We start from the raw sequence: 23,491 nt of genomic DNA on the forward strand, positions 1-23,491 counted from the left end.
TTGCTTATAGCTGAGGGCATGTCTTATTGCTCTACTACAATAAGCAGGAGGTTCAATATGAACAAAATAACTATATTCAACTATGAAGGCAACACAGTAAGAACAGTAATGAAGGATGGAAATCCTTGGTGGGTTCTAAAAGATGTATGTTCGGTACTAGACATTGGAAACAGTCGTGATGTTATGGCTCGTTTGGACAGTGATGAAAAGGGAGTCGATATTATCGACACCCCTGGAGGAAAACAGGAAGTATCTATTATCAATGAAAGTGGTCTTTATAGCGTGATATTGGTTTCTCGAAAGCCAGAAGCTAAAAAGTTTAAGCGCTGGGTAACCCATGAGGTGCTTCCTTCAATCAGAAGGCATGGCCTTTATGCTACAGATGAGTTACTTGCTAATCCAGACTTTTTGATTCAGGCACTACAGGAGCTTAAAGCGGAAAGAGCTAAAAATGCTGAGTTAACTACTACCATTAGCATTCAAGAACAGCAAATTGCAGAAATGAAACCTAAAGCAAGTTATTACGATGTGGTACTTAACTGTAAGGATGCGGTGTCTATCACAACAATAGCCAAGGACTATGGAAAGTCAGGGCGCTGGTTTAATGAGTATCTGCATAATTTAGGTGTTCAATTCCGTCAAGGGAAGATTTGGCTTCTATATCAAAAGTACGCTCAACATGGATATACGACGACAAAAACCCATACTTACCTTGGAAATGATGGGACGATGCATTCAAAGGTTCATACTTACTGGACTCAGAAAGGACGCTTGTTCATTTATGAGCTTCTTAAGGATCATGGTATTTTACCATTGATTGAACAAGAGTCCGAATTCGAGGAGATGTAACTTATGGATAGATATAACGCTGAAGGCTATCCAGATCCAACTGCAGCAGAAGCCTTGGAAAATATCATGCGTGAAGAAAAAGCAAAAAACTATAAACCTTGCGTTTTTATTTGTTCTCCTTTTGCTGGAGACATAGAAAAAAATCTGAATAAAGCTAGAGAATACCTGAAGTTTGCAGTGAAGCAAGGAACCATTCCTTTTGCTCCTCATCTGCTATACCCTCAAGTGCTAGATGATGGCGATCCTGAACAAAGAAAACTAGGACTATACTTTGGCATGGTATGGCTTAGAAAGTGTGATGAGCTGTGGGTATTTGGTCGCTATATCTCAAAAGGGATGCAAGCAGAGATAAATAAAGCATCGAAGCATCGTATACCTATCCGGTATTTTTCTGAAAACTGCGAGGAGGTGCAGAAGCTATGAAGATAGCGGTTGGTAACAGCCGAATGGATAAAAAGTGGAAGAACAAAGATATCACATGGGAGGACTTTATCTCACGAGTTAAATCTACCATACGAACAACAGAAACTGTATCTGAGTTCCGAAAAATGAGTCGCGCTCAACAGGACTCAATAAAAGACGTCGGTGGATTTGTGGGAGGAGCTCTCCGTGAAGGAAAGCGCAGAAATGGTTATGTCCTCTCCCGCTCCCTCCTGACTTTAGATATGGATTATGCCAAACCGGGGATTTGGGATCAAATTGAAGCGTTACATGATTTCAAATGCTGCATCTATTCTACCCATAAACATACACCAGATGCACCAAGATTAAGACTTATTATTCCACTTAAAAGAGAAGTAACAGAGGATGAATACCCAGCCCTTGGTCGGATGGTTGCAAAGGAGATTGGGATTGATTTATTCGATGACACCACTTATGAACCTTCAAGACTAATGTATTGGCCTTCTACACCGTCAGATGGAGAGTTTGTCTTTAAAGAAAAAGATGGAGAACTGTTAGACCCAGATGGCTATCTTTCAAAATATGAAGACTGGCGGGATACTTCCATGTGGCCTGTATCTTCTAGACAGTCAGAGGTTGTGCAAAGGAAAATAACTAAACAAGCAGATCCATTAATTAAAGAAGGTGTTATAGGAGCATTTTGCAGGGCCTATACCATTGAAGAAGCCATCGAAGCTTTTCTACTGGATGTATATGAACCTAGTACCATGAATGGCCGATTTGATTATATTCCAGCAGATTCTTCAGCGGGCTTGGTAATCTATGACGGTAAATTTGCTTATAGCCATCATGCCACCGATCCAGCATGTGGAATGCTGCTAAACGCTTTTGATTTGGTCCGAGTGCATAAGTTTCGGGACTTAGATGAAAAGGTCGCAGAAAATACACCGCCAAGTAAACTACCTTCGTTTAGAGCTATGACAGATTTGGCTTTAGAGGATGAACGGGTAAAAGAGCAGTTTGCAGAAGAACGAAAGGCTCAGGCTGAAAAAGAGTTTATTGATGAAGATTGGGAAAAGCAGCTGGAACTTGATAAGACAGGAACAGTTAAAAATACCCTTAGAAATTTGATTTTGATACTTGAAAATGATCCAAACCTGAAAAGCATTGTGTTTAATCAGCTATCAGATAGCCTTGAAATTAAAGGTGAGGTTCCTTGGCCACATCCATCAAAGTTCTGGAGAGATGCAGATGATGCCCAGCTAATCAGCTACATTGACACCCACTACGGGACCTTCTCTGCAAGAAACTATGATGTAGCGGTAGCGAAGGTCGCTGACGACAGGTCTTATCATCCGATTCGTGAGTTTATTGATGCACTCCCTGAATGGGATAAGGTAGCTAGAGTAGATACCTTGCTAATCGATTATCTAGGTGCATCAGATAACCCATATGTTCGGGCTGTGACAAGAAAAACTTTATGTGCGGCTATCTCTCGTGTACTGACTCCAGGAATCAAGTTTGATTCCATGTTGGTCTTAAATGGCCCGCAGGGAGTTGGAAAAAGTACTCTTATAGCCAAGTTAGGTGGAGACTGGTTTTCTGATAGCTTGAACTTATCGGATACCAAGGATAAGACCGCTGCAGAAAAGTTACAGGGTTATTGGATTTTAGAAATTGGAGAGCTAGCTGGACTGAAAAAAGCTGAAGTGGAAACCCTAAGGAGTTTTCTATCTCGCCAGAATGATATTTATAGAGCTAGTTTTGGCAGAAGGGCTACTCCCCACTTAAGGCAATGTATATTTTTTGGTACAACTAATGCTGAAAAAGGCTATTTACGTGACACTACAGGAAACCGTCGTTTCTGGCCGGTAAAGACTCCGGGGAATGGAACTAAAAAGTCATGGCAGCTAAAGCAGGATGAAATTCTTCAGATATGGGCTGAAGCTCTTACCTTCGTTAAGGCTGGAGAGAAATTGTACCTTGATGCCAGTCTTGAGAAGCTTGCAAAAGAAGAACAGCGGGAAGCCATGGAATCCGATGAGCGTGAAGGTTTAGTACGAGAGTACCTTGACATGCTTTTACCTGAAGATTGGGACACCATGGATTTATATGAACGCCGAGCCTATATCAATGGAACTGAGTTTGGTGAAAGCAAGAGGGTTGGTGTTTGGAAACGAAAATCGGTTTCTAATATGGAAATTTGGTGTGAGTGCTTTGGAAAGGATCGAGCCAACCTGCGAAGGGTGGATGGTAATGAAATATCGGCGATTATGGCAAGTATCGGAGGCTGGACAGGTCTCGTGAAAAAAGAACGAATCCCGCTTTATGGACCACAATGGGTTTATGTTCCCAAAGAATAATTTAGTTTGGAACACATGGAACAATTTTTTCTCTGGAACAAATTTTACCTGTTCCGGTGAAACAAAAATGGTCATTTGGTACACCTCATCGGAACAGGCGGCAGCCCCTTGTAAAGTAGGCTACTTTATAACCTCTGTTCCATTGTTCCAATAATTATTATTAAAAATAATCCTAAAGACAAAAAGAAGAAATTACCTACAAACGCGTATATACGCACGTATAGAGACTTTTTGGATTTAGGGAACATGGAGGATTTATGAGAGAGAAATTGATTGAACAGCAACTAATAAAATCAGTAAAAGATATAGGCGGCATTGCACTTAAGATTGTATCACCAGGTTTTGATGGAATGCCAGACAGATTGATTCTATTACCTAATAGAAAAGTTGCTTTTGTAGAGGTAAAAGCACCAGGTAAAACCTTAAGGCCTCTACAGGAAAAGCGAAAAAGACAGTTAGAAGCACTTGGTTTTTTGGTGTTCTGCCTGGATCATATAGAACAGATTGGAGGGATACTTCGTGAAATACAAGCCTCATGAATATCAGGTTTATGCCACTGAGTATATCCTCAATCATCCTATAGCAGCAGTGCTCTTAGATATGGGATTAGGTAAGAGTGTCATAACCTTAACTGCTATCTTTGATTTAACACTGGATAGTTGTTTATGTTAATCTAAAAGTAGACCACCATAATAATTGAAAACTGGTCCACCTTAAAATATAATACCCCTTGAAGATATCTTTTGAGGGGGGACAAGAGGTGATAAAGCTGGATCAGAAAGCAGAAATACTAATGAAATATTTTAGAGAAAATATGTCTCAAAGAGCAATAGCTAGAGAGATGAAGGTTTCTAGAACTACAGTAAGAAAATATATTAATAATTATGAATCTAAGTGTGAAGAAATAGAAGAACTAGCTAAGGATAATAATATTACTAATAGTGATACTTTAAATCTTGTTTCAGAAATGGTATCAGCACCTAAATATGATACTAGTAAAAGGACTAGAATTAAATTAACAGATGAAATAATAGAAAAGATAAATGAATTAATAAAAGAAAATGAGAGAAACCGGTTACTCGGTAGACATAAGCAATTAATGAAGAAAATTGACATACATGAAAAATTGATTGAACTAGGATTTGATATTAGCTATCCTACAGTTTGTAATTACATAAGGGATAATCATGAGAAAAAGGAAGCTTTTATCAGACAGGAATATGATTTAGGGGAAACACTAGAATTTGATTGGGGTGAAGTTAAAATTACAATAGGTGGTAAGCCTACAACTTTTCAAATGGGTCTTTTAACTACAGCCTGTGGTTCACATCACTATGCAAGACTTTACCAAAATCAGAAGATGGAAAACTTTTTAGATATTCATGTTAGGGCCTTTAATCGTATGGGTGGGGTCCATAGAGAATTAGTTTATGATAATCTAAAGCAGGCCGTAAGAAGGTTTGTTGGAAGAAATGAGAAAGAAGCTACAGAGGATTTAATTAAAATATCAATTTACTATGGGTTTAAATACAGGTTCTGCAATGTGGCTAAAGGAAATGAAAAAGGTCATGTAGAAAAAGGGATTGAATATGTTAGAAGAAAAGCATTTTCAAGTCAAACTGACTTTGAGTCTATAGAAGAAGCAAATACTTACCTTGGTGAGAAACTATTAGAACTTAATTCTAAAAAAAGAAACTGGTTACAAAATCAAAGTCCCTTAGATATATTAAATCAAGAAATGGCTTATCTAATACCGTTAAAGCCACCCTATGATGCCTCTAGAAGAGTTGAAGCAAGGGTTAATAAGTATAGTGTAATAACCATAGATCAAAATAAATACTCAGTACCAGATTATCTAGTAGGTAAATTTGTAAATGTAAAAATATATCCAGAGATAATAGAAATATATTACAAAGATAATAAGATAGCTGAACATAAGAGGTCATATCAAGCCCATTATTGGAGTATAGATATAAATCATTTTATTCATACATTAAAAAAGAAGCCTGGAGCATTACACGCAAGTGTTGGTAGACACCAGCTTAGCCCAGAGCTTCAAGAAACATATCAAGAATATTATACCAGTAATCCAAGAGATTTCATAGAACTTTTGGAATTAATAAAGGAAAAAGATTTAGACAGCGTATTAAAAGCAGTAGAAGAATTAAGGAAAATAAAGAAAGAATTAGTAACAACAGATAATATTAAAAATATAATTTTCAAACTTCCAATGGATAAAGAATCCTTAGAAACTAAGGATATATCAATACAAAATGCATCATTAAAGCAAATCTCAATATTAAATGATTTGTTTAACTTAAAACCAATAGGGAGGTATGAAAATTGAATGAAATATTACAAGAAATTAAAAAATATGTATCAGAACTGAAGATTCCAGGTGTGAATCAAGGGTTAAAGATGAGCATTGAAGAAGCATACAAATTTGATAAACCCTATGAAGAATTCTTAAGAGATATCTTAATAGAAGCCTATGATATGAGAAAGGAAAATGGCAAGAAAAACAGAATTAAGAATGCTAGATTTCCCTACAAAAAGTATCTAGATGAACTAAGGGTAGAATATTTACCAGAAGACTGTAGAAAGAGGCTTAAAGAGCTTAAAACACTTAATTTCATAGAGGAAGGTAGGAATATAATACTAGCAGGAAATCCAGGAACGGGTAAGACCCATCTTTCAATAGGACTGGGCATAGAAGCCTGCAATACGGGCTATAAAGTGTACTTTACAACAGTAGCATCCCTAATAAATGAATTGAAAGAATCCAGAAGTGACAAGAAATTATATACTTTTGAAAAAAGATTTGAAAAGTATGATTTAATCGTGGCAGATGAATTAGGATATATTTCTTTTGACAAAGAAGGAAGTGAATTACTTTTTACATTTCTCTCCCTCCGGGCAGAGAGAAAGTCTACAATAATAACTACTAATTTATCATTTGATAGATGGAATGAGATATTCAATGACCCAGTTTTGACAGCTGCATTAATTGATAGATTAACCCATAAATCTTATGTAATAAATATGAATGGTGATTCTTATAGGATTAAAGAAACTAGGGAATGGTTAGAAGAAACCAATTAGTTTACATTACCAAGTGGTACAGTTTTCGATTATTATATGGTACACTTTTCAGTTGACAAATACAATAGTTTTCTCGTTCGTAAGGTTCTGGTTATTGCACCACTTCGAGTAGCGAGAGATACATGGCCTGCAGAGATTGAAAAGTGGGATCACCTAAAGGGGCTTAAATACACCGTAGCAGTTGGTTCGGAGGTTCAGAGAAAAACAGCCCTTATGAAAAGAGCTCAAGTCTACATTATCAATCGAGAAAATGTGGAATGGCTAATTTCAAGAAGTGGAATTCCCTTTGATTTTGATATGGTGGTAATTGATGAGCTGTCCTCTTTTAAATCTCATCAAGCCAAGAGATTTAAAAGTTTAATGAAAGTTAGGCCAAAGGTAAATAGGATAGTAGGACTTACTGGAACCCCATCCTCCAATGGATTGATGGATTTGTGGGCACAGTATCGCTTATTAGATATGGGACAGCGATTAGGTAGGTTTATTGGCAGATATCGAGAGGATTATTTTGTACCAGATAAACGTAATCAACAAGTGATCTTCTCCTACAAGCCAAAACCGGGAGCAGAAGAAGCAATTTATAGGCTAATATCTGACATCACTATTAGCATGAAAGGGACAGACTACCTGAAGCTGCCGGAGCTGGTTATAAACGAAGTGGATGTAAAGCTTTCTGAAAAAGAAATGAAAACCCTCGACACTATGAAGCGGGATTTAATTACAACGGTTAAAGGTGAGGAAATTACTGCAGCCAATGCAGCAGCTCTTTCGGGAAAACTCCTGCAGATGGCAAACGGAGCGGTCTATGATGACCAAGGTACAGTCCTTCATATACATGACCGTAAGCTGGATGCACTGGAAGACTTAATCGAAGCCGCTAATGGCAAGCCAGTTCTAATTGCTTATTGGTTTAAGCATGATTTATCTCGAATACAAAAGCGCTTTGAGGTTGAGGTATTATCCACTAGCGATTCTATTAAGAGGTGGAATGATGGAGAAATCCCCATTGCAGTCATCCATCCAGCATCAGCAGGACATGGACTGAACTTGCAAGCTGGAGGTTCAACTCTTGTATGGTTTGGTCTAACTTGGAGCCTAGAGCTTTATCAGCAAACCAACGCCCGTCTTTGGCGGCAAGGACAAAAAGAAACGGTAGTGATTCATCACTTGATTTCCAAAGGCACCATTGATGAACGTGTAATGAAAGCCCTAAATGATAAAAACAATACTCAATCCGCACTGATAGATGCGGTTAAAGCCACACTAAAGGAGGTCTGATAAAATGAACATTGTCTGGCAATATTTAGATAAAAGAGCAGCGGCAATTAATGCCCTAAAAGATTACAGCAGCATGAAGTACATCATAGAACATACCGATGAGGACATTGCAACCCTCAACGAAGAAATGAGTTCCCCAGCTTCTCCAGTTTTAAATGGCATGCCATCGACCCATGATCCAAAAGCTGGAGAGAAAAGGCTCATTGCTTGCATCAATGAAATTGATGTATTGAAAGAACGTTATCGTCAAGCACTGGAATACATGGACTGGTTTCAACCGGCGTGGGATGCTTTAACAGAAGATGAGCAGTATGTGTTAAAGGAGTTCTATTTGGATGATGAACAAAAGCAGATTGATGCAGTGTATAACATTTGTGATCACTTTAATATTGAACGTTCTTCTGCATACAACAAAAAGAATCGAGCGCTTCAGCATCTTGCACTACTACTCTATGGAAAGTAATGAGTAATATCATGGACGATTTTATTAGAAATCCATAATACAATGGTATTGTGAAAAATTGTAGAGAGCCTTCGTGGAAAAACCGCGGGGGCTTTTTGCATGTCCAAAGGAGGTACGAAATGCCAAAGAAACCAAAACGACCATGTTCTTCTCCTGGTTGTCCTGAGCTGACAGATGAACGCTTTTGTCCGGAGCATGCCAAAAAGGAAGCTTCTCGTTATGAAAAATATCAGAGAGATCCTGAAACGAGGAAGCGTTACGGTCGTGCATGGAAAAGAATACGTGACCGTTACATTACAGCCCATCCACTATGTGAAGAGTGTAAAAGACAAGGAAAGCTGACACCGGCTGCTGAAGTGCACCATATCCTTCCCTTGGCACGAGGTGGGACACACGATGAAAGCAACCTAATGGCTCTTTGTACTCCTTGTCACTCAGCTATCACAGCAAGAGATGGAGACCGTTGGGGAACCCGGTAGGGGGAGTCATATCTCCACAGCTATTTAAATGTGCAACGGGCGTGGGGTTTCGTGTGAAAAGTCGCAGTTTCAAACGGGGTAATACCCCCTTAATAAGAAATGAGGTGAGTTAATGGCCAAAGATGGTACAAATCGAGGTGGTGCCCGTATTGGATCTGGTCAGAAAAAGAAAGCACTTATAGATAAAATTGCTGAGGGAAATCCCGGAAAAAGAAAACTGGAAGTTATTGAATTTAAAAATACCGCAGAACTTCAAGGGCAGGAGATGCTACAGCCAAGGGCTATGCTTTCAGCAGTACAAAAGGATGGTAAAACCTTAGTAGCTAGCGAAATTTATGAGCTTACGTGGAAATGGCTTGAGGAGCGAGGGTGTGCACATCTAGTTCTACCACAGCTATTAGAAAGATATGCCATGAGTGCTGCTAGGTGGATACAGTGTGAGGAAGCAATAAGTGAGTTTGGTTTTCTTGCTAAACATCCAACTACTGGCAACGCTATCCAAAGTCCATACGTTTCCATGAGCCATAATTTTATGAGCCAAACCAACAGACTCTGGATGGAAATATATCAGATCGTTCGTGAAAACTGTGCGACAGAGTATTCCGGTGCAAATCCACAGGATGATGTAATGGAACGACTGTTGACTGCCCGTAGAGGTAAATAATGATAAGGAGATGTGAGATGAGTAAGAGATATTTAACAGCAGAAAGTGTATGTGCAGGACATCCTGATAAACTGTGCGATATTATTGCTGACAATATTTTGGATGAATGCCTTAGAAAAGATAAAGCATCACGCGTAGCGTGTGAGGTTATGGCTACTAAAGGAAAAATTATCGTGGCGGGCGAGATCTCCTGCAGCGAGAAAATTGATATCAGAAATATTGTTAAGAATGTGCTTAAAGAACTAGGTTATAACCCTTTGAAATTTTTAATTTATGTATATGTACACAATCAGAGTTCTGATATTGCATCTGGGGTGAATACTGCACTAGAAGCACGAAATGGTATAAACGAACAATATGGTTCTATCGGTGCTGGTGATCAAGGGACTATGTATGGCTATGCCACTAAAGAAACTAGAGAAATGCTTCCTCTTCCCCTTGTCTTATCTCATCGAATTGTAAAGAGACTAGATGAGGCAAGAAAAGGTAAGCTGATTAAAGGTATCCTTCCCGATGGAAAAGCACAGGTAACGATTGAGTATGATGATGATGTTCCAGTGAGAGTTAAAACCATTGTAGTGTCAGTTCAGCATAAAAAGAATAAAACTCAGGAAGAGCTAAAATCCGATATTTTAAATAATGTGTTATGGCAGTGTTTTGAGGATTTTCCTTTTGATGATGAAACAGAAATTCTTATCAATCCATCTGGCCAGTTTGTATTAGGTGGACCTGCTGCAGATACAGGTTTAACTGGAAGAAAGATCATGGTGGACACTTATGGCGGACTTGCATCACATGGTGGCGGAGCACTATGCGGGAAAGATCCCACAAAAGTTGACCGAAGCGGTGCTTATATGGCTCGGTATATTGCTAAACATATCGTGTGGTGTGATTTTGCTGAGAAATGTGAAGTGGCTATTTCCTATGCCATTGGTAAGGCAAATCCTGTAGCCTTTTCTGTAAATACCCTTGGCACGGGTATTGTTTCTGACGAAATATTAACTCTTGCTGCACAGGAGGTTTTCAACTTAAGACCTGCGGCAATCATTGAGAAGTTGCGTCTAAGGAATGTGATTTATTCTGATACAGCAGTTTATGGTCACTTTAATAGTTGTCTGTTTCCGTGGGAAGATGTAAATAACTATAGTGAATTTAGAAAGGCGGTGGAAAAGTATGTTGATAGAGAAGATAAAAACTAAACAACTCATCCCCGCTGAATATAACCCAAGGAAGGATTTAAAACCGGGTGATCCGGAATATGAGAAACTTAAACGCTCCCTTGAGGAGTTTGGATATGTAGAACCGGTTATTTGGAATAAGACCACAGGCAGAGTCATCGGAGGTCATCAGCGTTTGAAAATCCTGCTGAGTATGGGCATGGATGAGATAGAATGCGTAGTTGTTGAAATGGATGAGCAAAAGGAGAAGGCGCTGAACATTGCACTAAATAAAATAAGCGGCGATTGGGATAAGGAAAAACTGGCACTTCTCATCACAGACTTAAATGCTTCAGACTTTGATGTGTCTTTGACAGGTTTTGACCCAGGAGAGTTGGACGATCTTTTCAAGGATTCCCTTAAGGATAATATAAAAGAAGATGATTTCGATGTAGACAGCGAGCTGAAAAAGCCCGCTGTTTCGCATTTAGGGTATATTTGGCTACTTGGACAGCATCGATTAGTCTGCGGAGACAGTACAAAGAAAGACACCTTTGATGTCTTGATGGATGGGAAAACTGCTAATTTGGTAGTTACGGACCCTCCATATAATGTTAACTATGAAGGCACTGCTGGAAAAATCAAAAATGACAACATGGCTAACGAAGCGTTCTATGATTTTCTGCTTGCGACATTTCAAAATACCGAAGCGGTAATGGCAAAGGACGCTTCTATTTATGTGTTCCATGCTGATACCGAAGGACTCAATTTTAGAAGAGCATTCTCTGATGCTGGATTTTATCTTTCTGGCACTTGCATTTGGAAAAAGCAGTCCCTTGTTCTCGGTCGCTCCCCTTATCAGTGGCAGCATGAACCTATTCTCTTTGGGTGGAAAAAGAAAGGCAAGCATCTCTGGTATTCAGACCGCAAGCAGACCACCATCTGGGAGTTTGAGAAACCAAAGAAAAATGGCGACCATCCAACCATGAAACCAGTGGCACTTGTGGCATATCCCATTATGAACTCAAGCCTTAGTAACTGTATTGTGCTCGATCCTTTCGGCGGTTCAGGAAGTACACTGATTGCCTGTGAGCAGACAAATAGAATCTGCTACACCATTGAACTGGATGAAAAGTACTGTGATGTCATTGTAAAAAGGTATATTGAGCAAGTGGGAAATTCTGATGGTGTGTTTCTTTTAAGAGATGGTTCGAAATTCAGATATTGTGACCTACCGGAGGTGAATGCAGATGAGTAAATTGACACTTGGTTCCCTTTTTGATGGGAGCGGAGGTTTTCCTCTAGGTGGTTTGCTTTGCAGCATCGAACCTTTATGGGCATCTGAAATTGAGCCGTTTCCTATACGGGTTACGACTAAACGTATCCCTCAGATGAAGCATTATGGGGATATAAACAAATTAAATGGCGCGGAGCTTCCGCCTGTAGATATCATAACCTTTGGCTCTCCCTGCACGGATATGAGTGTGGCGGGTAAAAGAGCTGGTCTGGACGGAGAGCAATCCGTCCTTTTTTATGAAGCAATCCGAATTATCAAGGAAATGAGGTGTAAGACCAATGGACAATATCCAAGGTACGCAGTCTGGGAAAATGTCCCCGGTGCATTCTCATCAAATAAAGGGGAAGACTTCAAGGCAGTCCTCGAAACGGTCATCAGCGTCAAAGAGCCGAACACCTCGGTGCCTTTACCTGAAAAAGGTCGATGGCCATACGCTGACATCTATATGGGAGACGGATGGAGTGTGGCTTACCGAACTATCGATGCGCAATATTTCGGAGTCCCCCAGCGTCGTCGTAGAATCTACCTTGTCGCAGATTTTGCAGACAGATGTGCCGGAGAAATACTATTTGAGTCCGAAGGCATGCCAAGGAATTTTACGCCGAGCGGCAGCCCGTGGCAAAGAACTGCCGGAAATGCTAAAAACCGCTCTGGAAAAACAGGCGATAGCATAACTTGCCTAAATGACCAAGGCGGAAGAGTGATGTCTGTTTCGAAGGATATTACAGCAACACTTCGAGCAGAGGAACATGGACATCAGCCTTGCGTAATGCAGTCAAGCGGATTTTGTACTGAACACAGTGCCAAGAGCAGAAGTGTAGGATATGAGGAAGAACGTTCCCCTACACTTAGAGCAGGTGTTGTCCCAGGTGCAGTCATGTCCTTTGAACCGGGTGCTGCTTCTCGAGTTGGTGGCCATACTGACGAAAACTTAAGTGGATCACTTCGTGCAAACATGGGAGATAATCAAACAGCTGTTGTCATTGAAAACCATCCAACTGATAGCCGTGTGAAACTCTCGGAGGATAATAAAGTACAGACGCTAACCTCTCGTATGGGAACTGGCGGTGGGAATGTACCTCTTATTATGAATACACCTAAAACATTAAAAATCCGCTCTGGCTGTGAAGGCGGTGGTAAGGGTGCATTGATACAAGATGATAAGTCTGCAACTCTTGGATGCAATAATGATCAGACTGTTTTTGTGCCTACCGCATATGGCATCTGTTCTGATAAAAGCAATTCCATGCAGTCAAGCAATCCACATAGCGGTATATATGAAGCAGATACTTCTCGAACCATTGATGCTAATGGAGGAAATCCAGGATGTAATCAAGGTGGTATTGCAGTAGTTGCTCTGCAAGGCTCGATGATTGGAAGAGAGGATAAAAATGGTCCCAAAGGAAGCGGTATAGATGAAGAGGTTTCTTTTACGCTTAATACCGCTGATCGCCATGCTGTTGCCTATGCCATGACTACCGGAGCCTATGCACAGGTTGAAGAAGATAAAGCACCAACGTTATTGTCGAGAGATTATAAGGATGCTCCTGTAGTGACTCAGCCTTCTTACGGTATTGATAGGGCGGCTTTTAATCAAGGACAGAACGCTCTGTATAAACCTTCTATAGATGAAGAACAGCAACCTACGCTCACAGCAAAAGGCCCTGGAGCAGTGGCACACTCAGCTTCGTTTTATCCTCAGATGAAAGCTGAAAGTCAATGCTACAGACAGGACGGCACATCAAATACGATTATCAATGGCACCAATCCAGGCTATCAAAACGGATTGGTTGAGCCGGACTATATTGTTCGAAGGCTCACACCAACGGAATGTGCAAGATTGCAAGGTTTTCCCGATAATTGGTGCGATGATCTTGGTACAGAAAATCCTACAGAAGATGAAATCTCATTCTGGACGGAGGTTTGGGAAACCCATCGCAAAATCATGGGTAAGAGTAGCAAGCCGAAAACAAGAAAGCAAATTATTAAATGGCTTAACAACCCCCATTCCGATTCAGCTGAGTACAAAATGTGGGGTAATGGTGTAGCACTTCCATGCGTCTGTTTTGTGCTGACTGGCATTGTGTTATCTGCACGGAATACCGCCGATTAATGGAACAGTATTTTCTACAGAAAGATGCCCTAAATGACTTGATATTAACAGCCTTTAGAGTGATATATGTATGTACCGAAAATAGAAAGGCGGTATAAAAATGCAGATAAACTATAATGTCACAGGAGCAAAAAGAAAAGAGTTAGTCAACGCAATCAGCCAAAAACTGAATGCTCCTGTAAGATATCTTGGAGCACCTACATTTGCATATGAGGTGGCAGACTACAATATTGACAAAAATGGAGTAGTCAGAGGACCAGATAATTCTGAACTGGTTGATGCTCTATTAAGCTTTCATGACTTCAAGGCAGCTACGGAAGAATATGACACACCACTTCCAAAAGCAGAGCTTGTTCCTGAAAATATTCAAATTCCCTATGAAGCGGCTCTTGGTGGAAGGGTAAGCCCATATAATGATTACGAAGAATCTCCCGTATACGCCGAGCCAGATGAAATCGAAGATGTTAGATTGATTATTCAAATGCCGAGGGAGGGTTTTACCGAAATCGCACTTGATAACCTAAAAGGATTGGTAGAAAGCAAAGAAACCCTTATAAAGAAAGCACTTGATACTGACTCTATTCCCATTATCGTAAATGAGGAATTTGTAACCTTCCCCTGGTTCCAAAGTGAGTGCTCCGCAGAGGAGGTTAAGGCTTATACCCACTTTGTAACAGCACTTTGCGAAATGGCAAAGAAGCAGACCCGCGTCAACTCGACCGAGAAATCAGTGGAGAATGAAAAGTACGCTTTCCGTTGTTTCCTTCTAAGACTTGGTTTTATCGGGCCAGAATACAAATCAGAACGAAAAATTCTCCTCTCCAAACTGTCGGGTAGCTCTGCCTTCAAAAGCGGAAGTCCCAAGCATGAGGAGGTGAGTGAATAATGAATATCATTCACCCAGAAATGCTAAAGCAACTTAGAAGTTATTACACTCCGGGAACTCGTGTCATGCTACTTAAAATGAATGACCCTTATACCAAACTTCAGCCTGGAACTAAAGGTACGGTTACTAGTGTTGATGACATGGGAACCATCCACGTCAGTTGGGATTCAGGCAGTTCCCTTGGAGTGGTCTTTGGAGAGGATTTATGCAGGAAAATCGAAGAGTAAACATACACATTTTAAGACCAATATGGCAGTAAATATGTAGATTTATATTGCAGAATTGTCTTGCTATATAAGCCTTTTAGAGTGATATATGTACATGCCGAAAGGACAAACACACTTTAAAAGGAGCGAGATACGATGTTAAGTGCAAAATTCGGAATCGAGATTGAATTTACAGGGATTACAAGGGAAAGGGCAGCCAGAGTTGCTGCAGAGTTTTTGCAAGGTACTTATAGTGAAGGCGGGACTTACTACGACACTAAGAAGGTAAAAACTCCAGATGGTAGAGTTTGGAGATTTATGTATGATGGGAGCATTCACTGTCAAAGAAAAGAAGGTAGAAGAAAAGTAGCTGCAGGTAGAGATTATAGCGTTGAGCTAGTTAGCCCAATCCTAACTTACCGGGAGGACATTGAAACTTTGCAGGAGCTAGTAAGAAAGCTTCGCAAAGCTGGAGCCTTTACAAATACATCTTGCGGCATTCACATTCATCTAGACGGTGCTGAACATACCCCGCGAAGTATTCGAAACTTTATAAATATCATTGCAAGTAAAAATGACTTATTTTATAAAGCACTTCAGATTGCACCGGAGCGAATGCGCTACTGCAAAAAGATGGACAGCATTTTGGTTGAGAAGATGAACCACAAAAAGCCTAAAACCATGAGACAAATTGAGGACATTTGGTACGAGGGCTACAGCGAGAGTAGAAGCACTCATTATCACAACAGCCGCTACCATTTCCTCAACCTTCACAGCTTTTTTACCGGAAACCATACAGTTGAACTTAGAGGATTCAATAGCGAACTTCATGCAGGAAAGATAAGAAGCTACATTGTTCTTGCCTTAGCTTTAAACAACCAAGCTTTAACGCAAAAATTTGCCTCTGCGAAGAAGCCTCAAGTAGAAAATGAAAAGTTTGCCATGAGAACCTACCTAAACCGTATTGGGTTTATAGGAGAAGAGTTCAAAAACTGCAGAGAGCATTTAACAGCAGCACTTTCAGGTTCTGCAGCTTGGCGGTTTCGGGCGGCCTGAGCTGCCCTAAGGTCCTAAGCTAGGAAGGAGGAAAACAATGAGTAACAAACTATATCTTGCCTATGGCTCCAACCTTAATCTAAAGCAAATGGCCGACAGATGCCCCACAGCTAAGGTGGTAGGAGCAAGCCAAATCAATGACCACCGCCTATTATTTAGAGGGGCACACGCGGGCGCTGTGGCGACAATCGAGCCTTTTGAGGGTGGCAACGTACCAGTTTTAGTTTGGGAGATTACACCGACCGATGAAGCGGCACTTGACCGTTACGAGGGATGGCCGTTCCTTTATCGAAAGGAAACAATAAAAGTGAAGTTGGGAAGCAAAACCGTCAAGGCGATGGTCTACATCATGAATGATGGTAGACCGCTTGGACAGCCAAGTTGTTATTATTACAGTACAATTTTAGAAGGCTATAAGAGTGCGGGCTTCGATGTGGAAATCCTGCGCAAAGCGACAACCGATTCAGTAGAATCGGAGGAGGTAGCCAATGAATGAGATAATTATGCAACAAATACTTGCCATTCGAGAAACAGGTGAAACGAATATGTTTGATCTTCCGGTTGTGACAAGTATTGCTTTAAGAGCAGGTTATACGGAGCTAGTAGATTACCTTGAAAAGAACAAAGGAGAATATGTCCATTTCATTTTGACAGGGGAAGCGAAAACAGAATAACCTAAACAAATTTTGAAGGAACTCTGCGGGGTTCCTTTTTTCGTAGCCATAAGGAGGTGGCGGCCATACGTAAACTAAAAAAATATAAGCCGACCATCTTTAAGGCAGATGGTTCGGTATATGATAAGGACGCTGCAGACATTGCGGTGTCTTTTATTAATTGCTTAAAACATACGAAGGGAGAATGGTATGGGCAACCATTTGAACTTATAGACTGGCAGGAACAGATTATCCGCGATGTGTTTGGGATTATAAAGCCTAATGGTTACCGTCAATTTAATACGGCATATATCGAAATCGCTAAAAAGCAAGGGAAATCTGAACTTGCAGCAGCGGTTGCGTTACTGCTTACCTGTGGTGATTTTGAGCATGGCGGTGAAGTATACGGATGTGCATCTGACAGACAGCAAGCTTCCATTGTTTTTGATGTAGCAGTGGATATGGTAGAACAATGTCCAGCTCTGAAAGCAAGAATTAAACCGGTACTATCGCAAAAACGACTTGTTTATAAACCGCTAGGTAGTTTCTATCAAGTTTTGTCTGCAGAAGCGTATACCAAGCATGGACTAAATGTGCATGGTGTTGTATTTGATGAACTTCATGCGCAACCAAATAGACAGCTTTTTGATGTCATGACCCATGGCTCAGGTGATGCAAGAAAGCAGCCGCTGTATTTTTTAATTACGACTGCCGGAAATGATACTCACTCTATTTGCTACGAGGTGCATCAAAAGGCTAAAGATATTCTAGAAGGACGAAAGGTTGACCCTACATTCTATCCTGTCATTTACGGTGCTGACGAAGATGATGACTGGACAGATCCAAAGGTATGGGCGAAAGCCAACCCCTCTCTGGGTATTACAGTGGACATTGAAAAGATACAGATTGCTTGTGAAAGCGCAAAGCAAAACCCAGCCGAAGAGAACCTATTCAGGCAGCTTCGTTTGAATCAATGGGTTAAACAGTCGGTGCGCTGGATGCCTATGGAAAAGTGGGATAAATGTGCTTTTACTGTAAACCCAGAAAGTCTTACAGGGCGTGTGTGTTATGGTGGTTTGGACTTATCCTCTACAACCGATATAACAGCATTTGTTCTTATCTTCCCGCCTGAGTATGAGGGAGATAAATATATCATCCTTCCCTATTTCTGGATTCCGGAAGATAATCTGGATCAAAGGGTAAAGCGTGATCATGTACCTTATGACGTATGGGAGAAACAGGGGTTTTTACACACCACTGAAGGAAATGTGGTGCATTATGGTTACATTGAAAGTTTTATTGAGGAACTTGGGATGAAATATAACATTCGAGAAATTGCCTTTGACCGTTGGGGAGCTGTGCAAATGACTCAGAACCTAGAAAACCTAGGATTTACGGTAGTTCCTTTTGGTCAGGGATTTAAAGATATGAGTCCACCTACAAAGGAATTAATGAAGCTTACCTTAGAGGAGAAACTGGCCCATGGTGGACATCCGGTTTTGCGATGGATGATGGATAATATCTTTATACGTACTGATCCTGCTGGGAATATCAAGCCTGATAAAGAAAAATCAACTGAAAGAATCGATGGAGCTGTCGCTACCATTATGGCTCTTGACCGAGCAATCCGCAAAGGTGGATCAGGAAATTCTGTTTATGACGGTCGAGGGCTTCTTATTTTGTAGCAAAGGAGAGTGATGCAGATGGGATTGTTTTCTAATATTTTCAAAGCACGTGATAAGCCGCAAAATCGAACCACAGGAAGCAATTACAGCTTCTTTTTTGGTGGAACAACCAGCGGTAAGCCTGTAAACGAACATACAGCAATGCAAATGACAGCGGTCTATTCATGCGTAAGAATACTTGCAGAGGCTGTGGCAGGGCTCCCCCTACACCTATATAAATACACTGATAGCGGTGGTAAGGAGAAAGCACTTTCTCATCCACTGTATTTTTTATTACATGATGAGCCGAATCCAGAGATGAGTTCTTTCGTTTTCCGAGAAACGTTAATGACTCATCTTTTATTATGGGGTAATGCCTATGCACAAATTATTCGAAATGGCAAAGGCGAAGTCATAGCACTATATCCGTTAATGCCTAATCGAATGTCGGTGGATCGGGATTCCAGTGGCGCTCTTTATTATACTTATACTAAGTATTCTGATGAAGCACCTACGATGAAAGGTATGACAGTCACACTTAGACCAAGTGATGTATTTCATATACCTGGCTTAGGCTTTGATGGACTAGTGGGCTATTCGCCGATTGCAATGGCTAAGAATGCTATAGGTATGGCAATTGCTTGTGAGGAATATGGAGCTAAATTCTTTGCTAACGGAGCTGCTCCAGGAGGGGTACTTGAGCATCCAGGTACCATTAAAGACCCTCAAAAAGTACGGGATAGTTGGAATGCAGCCTATCAGGGAAGCAGTAACTCTCATCGTGTAGCGGTGCTTGAAGAAGGAATGAAGTATCAGCCTATTGGTATCTCACCAGAACAAGCTCAGTTCTTAGAAACAAGAAAATTTCAGATTAATGAAATCGCTCGAATTTTCCGCGTACCTCCACATATGGTAGGAGACTTGGAAAAATCGAGCTTTTCTAATATTGAGCAACAGTCACTGGAGTTTGTGAAATACACATTAGATCCTTGGGTGATTCGTTGGGAGCAGACCATCAGCCGAGCACTTTTAAGGCCAGATGAAAAGAAACTTTATTTTGCCAAGTTCAATGTAGATGGACTGCTTCGAGGTGATTATGTTTCTCGAATGAATGGGTATGCAACCGCGAGACAGAACGGCTGGATGAGTGCCAATGATATTAGGGAGCTTGAGAACCTTGATCGAATCCCACCAGAGCTTGGAGGAGATTTATATCTAATCAATGGCAATATGACCAAACTTGAAGATGCGGGTATTTTCGCAAATAAAGAAGGATTGGAGGGAAAACCTGAATGAAGAAATTTTGGAATTGGGTTCGCGACACAGATACACAGACACGAACCCTCTATCTAAACGGTGCAATTGCCGAGGAGAGTTGGTTTGAGGATGATGTTACCCCAGCTGCTTTTAGAGAAGAGCTAATGAGTGGTGAAGGAGACATAGTAGTTTGGATTAACTCTCCTGGTGGTGATTGTATTGCAGCATCTCAGATATACAACATGCTAATGGATTATAAAGGAAACGTCACTGTAAAGATTGACGGTATTGCTGCATCAGCTGCTTCTGTCATCGCTATGGCAGGGACGGAAGTCTTAATGTCTCCTACCTCACTGATGATGATCCATAATCCCTTTACCATAGCTATTGGCGATAGTGAGGAGATGCAAAAAGCAATCCAAATGCTTGATGAAGTGAAAGAGAGCATCATCAATGCATATGAGCTTAAAACCGGCTTATCTAGAACAAGGTTGTCGCACCTGATGGATGCTGAAACTTGGCTAAACGCCAATAAGGCAGTTGAGCTTGGTTTTGCAGATGACATTATGTTCAAACCAGGAGAGAGTTCACTACAAGACAGCTTTGTATTCAGCAGAAGAGCAGTGACCAATTCACTAATGAATAAACTTCAAAAACCAGTTGTAAAACAGTCAGTAGAGCCGCTTTATGAGCGGCTTAATTTATTGAAATATTAGGAGGAATAAAAATGAGTAAAATTCTTGAACTGCGTGAAAAACGCGCAAAAGCATGGGAAGCAGCAAAGGCATTTCTTGATTCAAAGCGTGGTAGTGATGGGCTTGTATCCGCAGAAGATGCAGCAACCTATGACAAAATGGAAGAAGACATTATTAATCTCGGTAAGGAAATAGCAAGATTGGAACGTCAAGAGGCTCTTGAAGCAGAGCTTAATAAGCCAGTAAATATGCCTCTTACTGGAAAGCCAGCTGTTCCAGGGATGGATACAAAGACCGGAAGAGCCAGTGATGAATATAGGAAAGCATTCTGGAACGTAATGCGTAGCAAAAACCCTCGTCATGATGTGTTAAACGCCTTATCTGTAGGCACTGATTCTGAGGGAGGATACCTTGTTCCTGATGAATTTGAGCGCACCTTGGTTCAAACTCTTGAGGAAGAGAATGTATTCCGTAAACTTGCAAAGATTATTCAAACTTCAAGTGGTGATCGTAAAATCCCGGTTGTGGTGACCAAAGGCACAGCTGCTTGGCTTGACGAAGGTGAGGAGTTTGATGAGAGTGATTCTGTATTCGGTCAGACATCTATTGGTGCTTACAAGCTGGGTACAATGATTAAAGTTTCTGATGAACTTCTCAATGACAGTGTATTTGATCTGGAGAATTATATCTCCACTGAATTTGCCCGTAGAATCGGTGCTAAGGAAGAAGAAGCTTTTTTAGTTGGAGACGGAGATGGAAAACCTACTGGTATTTTCAACGCAACAGGCGGAGCACAGCTTGGAGTGACAGCAGGGTCTGCAACTGCTATTACTGCAGATGAGATTATCGATCTTGTTTACTCATTAAAAGCGCCATATAGAAAGAACGCGGTATTCCTGATGAATGATGCAACAGTAAAGGCAATCCGTAAGCTGAAAGACGGTCAAGGTCAATATCTGTGGCAGCCTTCTTTAACAGCAGGTACTCCAGATACTTTATTAAATCGTCCGGTTTATACTTCAGCTTATGCTCCTACTATTGAAGCTGGAGCTAAAACTATTGCCTTCGGTGATTTCGGATATTATTGGATTGCCGATAGACAGGGACGTTCTTTCAAACGTTTAAACGAGCTTTTTGCAACCACAGGGCAGGTTGGTTTCCTTGCGAGCCAGCGTGTAGATGGAAAGCTTATCTTACCTGAAGCCATCAAAGTTCTTCAGCAGAAGGCTTAATGGGAGGTGTAAATGATGAGCTATAACGCAAAGAACTACACCGAACAAGGTGGAGAAAAAACCGTTATTGGTGGAGAACTTGTCATTGAAGAGGGAGCCAAAGTAACTGGGCTCCCTGTTCTTGAAAATCAACCGGCAAGCACTGCGGATACTGTAGAAGCTCTAGTGACGGACTTTAATGCCTTGCTCAGTAAGCTGAAAACTGCAGGAATCATGAATGGAGATACACCTTAGAAAGGATAGTGATGGTGATGACACTTTTAGAAAAAGTTAAAGCAAATCTAATTCTTGAGCACGATCGCGATGATGAACTTCTTCAGATGTACATCACCACCGCTATCGCATATGCCGAGAGTTACCAGCATGTACCGGAAGGTCATTATAATGAGAACACAATGCCGCCAACTACCGAGCAGGCCGTCATTATGCTGTCATCTCACTTCTATGAAAGTAGGGATGGTAGCACTGGCGGCTTTTTTGCTGATAACGTGCAGGCTGGCCAGCAGGTTTGGAACACTGTAAATTTACTGCTCAGGCTTGACCGGGATTGGAAGGTGTAGAGTATGAGTTTTGGAAAAATGAATACCTTTATCGATCTCATTTCTGTTGAAAGAACGAAAGACAGTGAAGGCTTTGGTAAATCTAAGGACACCATCCTCGCTTCCGTTCGTGCTTATAAGGAAGATCGTCATGGAAATGAAAAGTGGACTAACCGAGCGGCATTTTCTGAAGCAACTGCGCTGTTTCGTTTTCGTAGGATACCTGATGTTGAGGTATCTACCAATATGGTGATTGTGTGTAATGATGGCCGCTATGAGATTACAAATGTTGAAGATGTAAAAGGTCGAGGCATGTATATTGAAGCCTTGGCAAAAAAGGTGGTGGGGTCAAGTGGCTAAGGTACAAGTGAAAATGCCTGAGGATTTTCTTTTAAAGCTTTCAAAGCTTGGCGATAAGACGGATGAAATCATTCCAAAGGTACTTGAGTCAGGCGGGGAAATCGTTTTGGAAAAGGTTAGATCTAATTTGCAAGCTGTAGTTGGTAGTGGAACAAAAGAAAAAAGTCGGTCTACAGGTGAGCTTATTAGTTCGTTGGGTCTCTCTCCTGCTAAAGTGGACCGAAATGGCAATTTCAACGTGAAGATAGGTTTTAAGGAGCCACGAAGAAGCGGCGAAAGTAACGCTAAGATTGCCAATATCATCGAATACGGAAAATCGGGTCAGCCGCCAAAACCATTTTTAAAGCCTGCAAGAAGGGCTTCAAGAAAAGCATGTATTGACGCTATGAAGAAGAGGTTTGAGCAGGAGGTCGAAAACTTATGAGTATATTAAATGAGCTTAATCTCATAGCAGATTTGTGCGGTATCCCAGTAGAAACAGGAAGATTTTCTGGTGTTCCTCCTGATACTTATCTTGTGATTACACCTCTTATTGATTTGTTTGAGGTTCATGCGGATAACACACCGGGATATGAAGTACAGGAAGCCAGACTTTCCTTATTTGTTAAAGGTAGTTATACAGCTATAAAAAATGCAATTGTCCGCACTCTTCTAGGTGCGGATTTTACGATAACGGATCGTCGATACATCGGACATGAGGATGATACCGATTATCATCATTATGCCATAGATGTGGCTAAACCATATGAATTTCAATTGGAAAAGGAGGAATAAAA

27 protein-coding genes are annotated in these 23,491 nt (G+C 40.9%); all 27 read left to right on the top strand.

Annotated features, from left to right (window positions below; translation table 11 throughout):
• Positions 1-57: 57 nt before the first annotated feature.
• The 27 genes from KQI41_RS06990 to KQI41_RS07120 all read left to right on the top strand — a co-directional run bounded on the left by KQI41_RS06990 (position 58) and on the right by KQI41_RS07120 (position 23,489).
• On the top strand, positions 58-849 hold the full coding sequence (locus KQI41_RS06990) for a phage antirepressor (RefSeq protein WP_113784416.1): 792 nt from the start codon (positions 58-60) through the stop codon (positions 847-849).
• A gap of 3 nt (positions 850-852) precedes the next feature.
• Complete coding sequence (locus tag KQI41_RS06995; RefSeq protein WP_009052904.1) at positions 853-1,272, top strand: DUF7768 domain-containing protein; 420 nt, start codon at positions 853-855, stop codon at positions 1,270-1,272.
• Positions 1,269-3,614: a virulence-associated E family protein gene (locus KQI41_RS07000; protein WP_154439152.1), complete on the top strand. Its 2,346-nt coding sequence runs from the start codon at positions 1,269-1,271 to the stop codon at positions 3,612-3,614. The genes KQI41_RS06995 and KQI41_RS07000 overlap by 4 nt, the downstream gene beginning before the upstream one ends.
• A gap of 257 nt (positions 3,615-3,871) precedes the next feature.
• A complete protein-coding gene (locus KQI41_RS07005) occupies positions 3,872-4,153 on the top strand; it encodes a VRR-NUC domain-containing protein (RefSeq protein ID WP_097033507.1) in 282 nt (93 codons plus the stop codon).
• A 221-nt stretch (positions 4,154-4,374) separates the two neighbouring features.
• Entirely contained in the window at positions 4,375-5,961 is a 1,587-nt protein-coding gene (gene istA, locus KQI41_RS07010) for an IS21 family transposase (protein WP_216554205.1), read from the top strand.
• On the top strand, positions 5,958-6,716 hold the full coding sequence (istB, locus tag KQI41_RS07015) for an IS21-like element helper ATPase IstB (protein WP_280634044.1): 759 nt from the start codon (positions 5,958-5,960) through the stop codon (positions 6,714-6,716). The genes istA and istB overlap by 4 nt, the downstream gene beginning before the upstream one ends.
• Before the next feature lie 36 nt (positions 6,717-6,752).
• Complete coding sequence (locus KQI41_RS07020; RefSeq protein ID WP_154441581.1) at positions 6,753-7,994, top strand: DEAD/DEAH box helicase; 1,242 nt, start codon at positions 6,753-6,755, stop codon at positions 7,992-7,994.
• A gap of 4 nt (positions 7,995-7,998) precedes the next feature.
• A complete protein-coding gene (locus KQI41_RS07025) occupies positions 7,999-8,457 on the top strand; it encodes an ArpU family phage packaging/lysis transcriptional regulator (RefSeq protein WP_044036416.1) in 459 nt (152 codons plus the stop codon).
• Positions 8,458-8,576: 119 nt separating this feature from the next.
• Complete coding sequence (locus KQI41_RS07030; protein WP_154441583.1) at positions 8,577-8,936, top strand: HNH endonuclease; 360 nt, start codon at positions 8,577-8,579, stop codon at positions 8,934-8,936.
• A 112-nt stretch (positions 8,937-9,048) separates the two neighbouring features.
• A complete protein-coding gene (locus KQI41_RS07035; RefSeq protein WP_154441585.1) occupies positions 9,049-9,600 on the top strand; it encodes a P27 family phage terminase small subunit in 552 nt (183 codons plus the stop codon).
• A gap of 17 nt (positions 9,601-9,617) precedes the next feature.
• Entirely contained in the window at positions 9,618-10,799 is a 1,182-nt protein-coding gene (gene metK, locus KQI41_RS07040) for a methionine adenosyltransferase (RefSeq protein ID WP_141396866.1), read from the top strand.
• The gene (locus tag KQI41_RS07045) at positions 10,774-12,015 is read left to right on the top strand and encodes a site-specific DNA-methyltransferase (protein WP_154441587.1); all 1,242 of its coding nucleotides are present in this window, start codon (positions 10,774-10,776) and stop codon (positions 12,013-12,015) included. The genes metK and KQI41_RS07045 overlap by 26 nt, the downstream gene beginning before the upstream one ends.
• Entirely contained in the window at positions 12,008-14,167 is a 2,160-nt protein-coding gene (locus KQI41_RS07050; protein ID WP_097033513.1) for a DNA cytosine methyltransferase, read from the top strand. The genes KQI41_RS07045 and KQI41_RS07050 overlap by 8 nt, the downstream gene beginning before the upstream one ends.
• Positions 14,168-14,267: 100 nt before the next feature.
• On the top strand, positions 14,268-15,053 hold the full coding sequence (locus tag KQI41_RS07055; protein ID WP_097033514.1) for a virulence protein: 786 nt from the start codon (positions 14,268-14,270) through the stop codon (positions 15,051-15,053).
• Positions 15,053-15,280 carry a DUF4314 domain-containing protein gene (locus KQI41_RS07060; protein ID WP_009052894.1) on the top strand — a complete coding sequence of 76 codons (228 nt, stop codon included), beginning with the start codon at positions 15,053-15,055 and terminating at the stop codon, positions 15,278-15,280. Before KQI41_RS07055 ends, KQI41_RS07060 begins: the two co-directional genes overlap by 1 nt.
• A 135-nt stretch (positions 15,281-15,415) precedes the next feature.
• Entirely contained in the window at positions 15,416-16,315 is a 900-nt protein-coding gene (locus KQI41_RS07065; RefSeq protein ID WP_097033515.1) for an amidoligase family protein, read from the top strand.
• A 37-nt stretch (positions 16,316-16,352) separates the two neighbouring features.
• On the top strand, positions 16,353-16,811 hold the full coding sequence (locus tag KQI41_RS07070) for a gamma-glutamylcyclotransferase family protein (RefSeq protein WP_097033516.1): 459 nt from the start codon (positions 16,353-16,355) through the stop codon (positions 16,809-16,811).
• Positions 16,804-16,989, top strand: a complete 186-nt coding sequence (locus KQI41_RS07075; RefSeq protein ID WP_021401016.1) for a DUF5049 domain-containing protein — start codon at positions 16,804-16,806, stop codon at positions 16,987-16,989. The genes KQI41_RS07070 and KQI41_RS07075 overlap by 8 nt, the downstream gene beginning before the upstream one ends.
• Before the next feature lie 56 nt (positions 16,990-17,045).
• Positions 17,046-18,653 (top strand): terminase large subunit, encoded by a 1,608-nt coding sequence (locus KQI41_RS07080; RefSeq protein ID WP_425335885.1) that lies wholly within the window; start codon positions 17,046-17,048, stop codon positions 18,651-18,653.
• A gap of 18 nt (positions 18,654-18,671) precedes the next feature.
• Positions 18,672-19,928 carry a phage portal protein gene (locus KQI41_RS07085; protein ID WP_097033517.1) on the top strand — a complete coding sequence of 419 codons (1,257 nt, stop codon included), beginning with the start codon at positions 18,672-18,674 and terminating at the stop codon, positions 19,926-19,928.
• The gene (locus tag KQI41_RS07090; protein WP_009052888.1) at positions 19,925-20,605 is read left to right on the top strand and encodes a head maturation protease, ClpP-related; all 681 of its coding nucleotides are present in this window, start codon (positions 19,925-19,927) and stop codon (positions 20,603-20,605) included. Before KQI41_RS07085 ends, KQI41_RS07090 begins: the two co-directional genes overlap by 4 nt.
• An 11-nt stretch (positions 20,606-20,616) precedes the next feature.
• Complete coding sequence (locus tag KQI41_RS07095) at positions 20,617-21,816, top strand: phage major capsid protein (protein WP_056975865.1); 1,200 nt, start codon at positions 20,617-20,619, stop codon at positions 21,814-21,816.
• 12 nt (positions 21,817-21,828) lie between these two features.
• Positions 21,829-22,050 (top strand): Head fiber protein, encoded by a 222-nt coding sequence (locus KQI41_RS07100; protein WP_216585078.1) that lies wholly within the window; start codon positions 21,829-21,831, stop codon positions 22,048-22,050.
• Between the two features lie 17 nt (positions 22,051-22,067).
• Entirely contained in the window at positions 22,068-22,376 is a 309-nt protein-coding gene (locus KQI41_RS07105) for a head-tail connector protein (protein WP_024400893.1), read from the top strand.
• A 3-nt stretch (positions 22,377-22,379) separates the two neighbouring features.
• Positions 22,380-22,715, top strand: coding sequence for a head-tail adaptor protein (locus tag KQI41_RS07110; RefSeq protein WP_046058035.1), 336 nt, complete (start codon positions 22,380-22,382; stop codon positions 22,713-22,715).
• A complete protein-coding gene (locus tag KQI41_RS07115; RefSeq protein WP_021401134.1) occupies positions 22,708-23,139 on the top strand; it encodes an HK97-gp10 family putative phage morphogenesis protein in 432 nt (143 codons plus the stop codon). The genes KQI41_RS07110 and KQI41_RS07115 overlap by 8 nt, the downstream gene beginning before the upstream one ends.
• Entirely contained in the window at positions 23,136-23,489 is a 354-nt protein-coding gene (locus KQI41_RS07120; protein ID WP_024400890.1) for a hypothetical protein, read from the top strand. The genes KQI41_RS07115 and KQI41_RS07120 overlap by 4 nt, the downstream gene beginning before the upstream one ends.
• The last annotated feature ends 2 nt before the right edge of the window (positions 23,490-23,491 follow it).

The organism is Tissierella pigra (assembly GCF_018917845.1).
GTDB classification, from domain to species: Bacteria; Bacillota; Clostridia; order Tissierellales; family Tissierellaceae; genus Tissierella; species Tissierella pigra.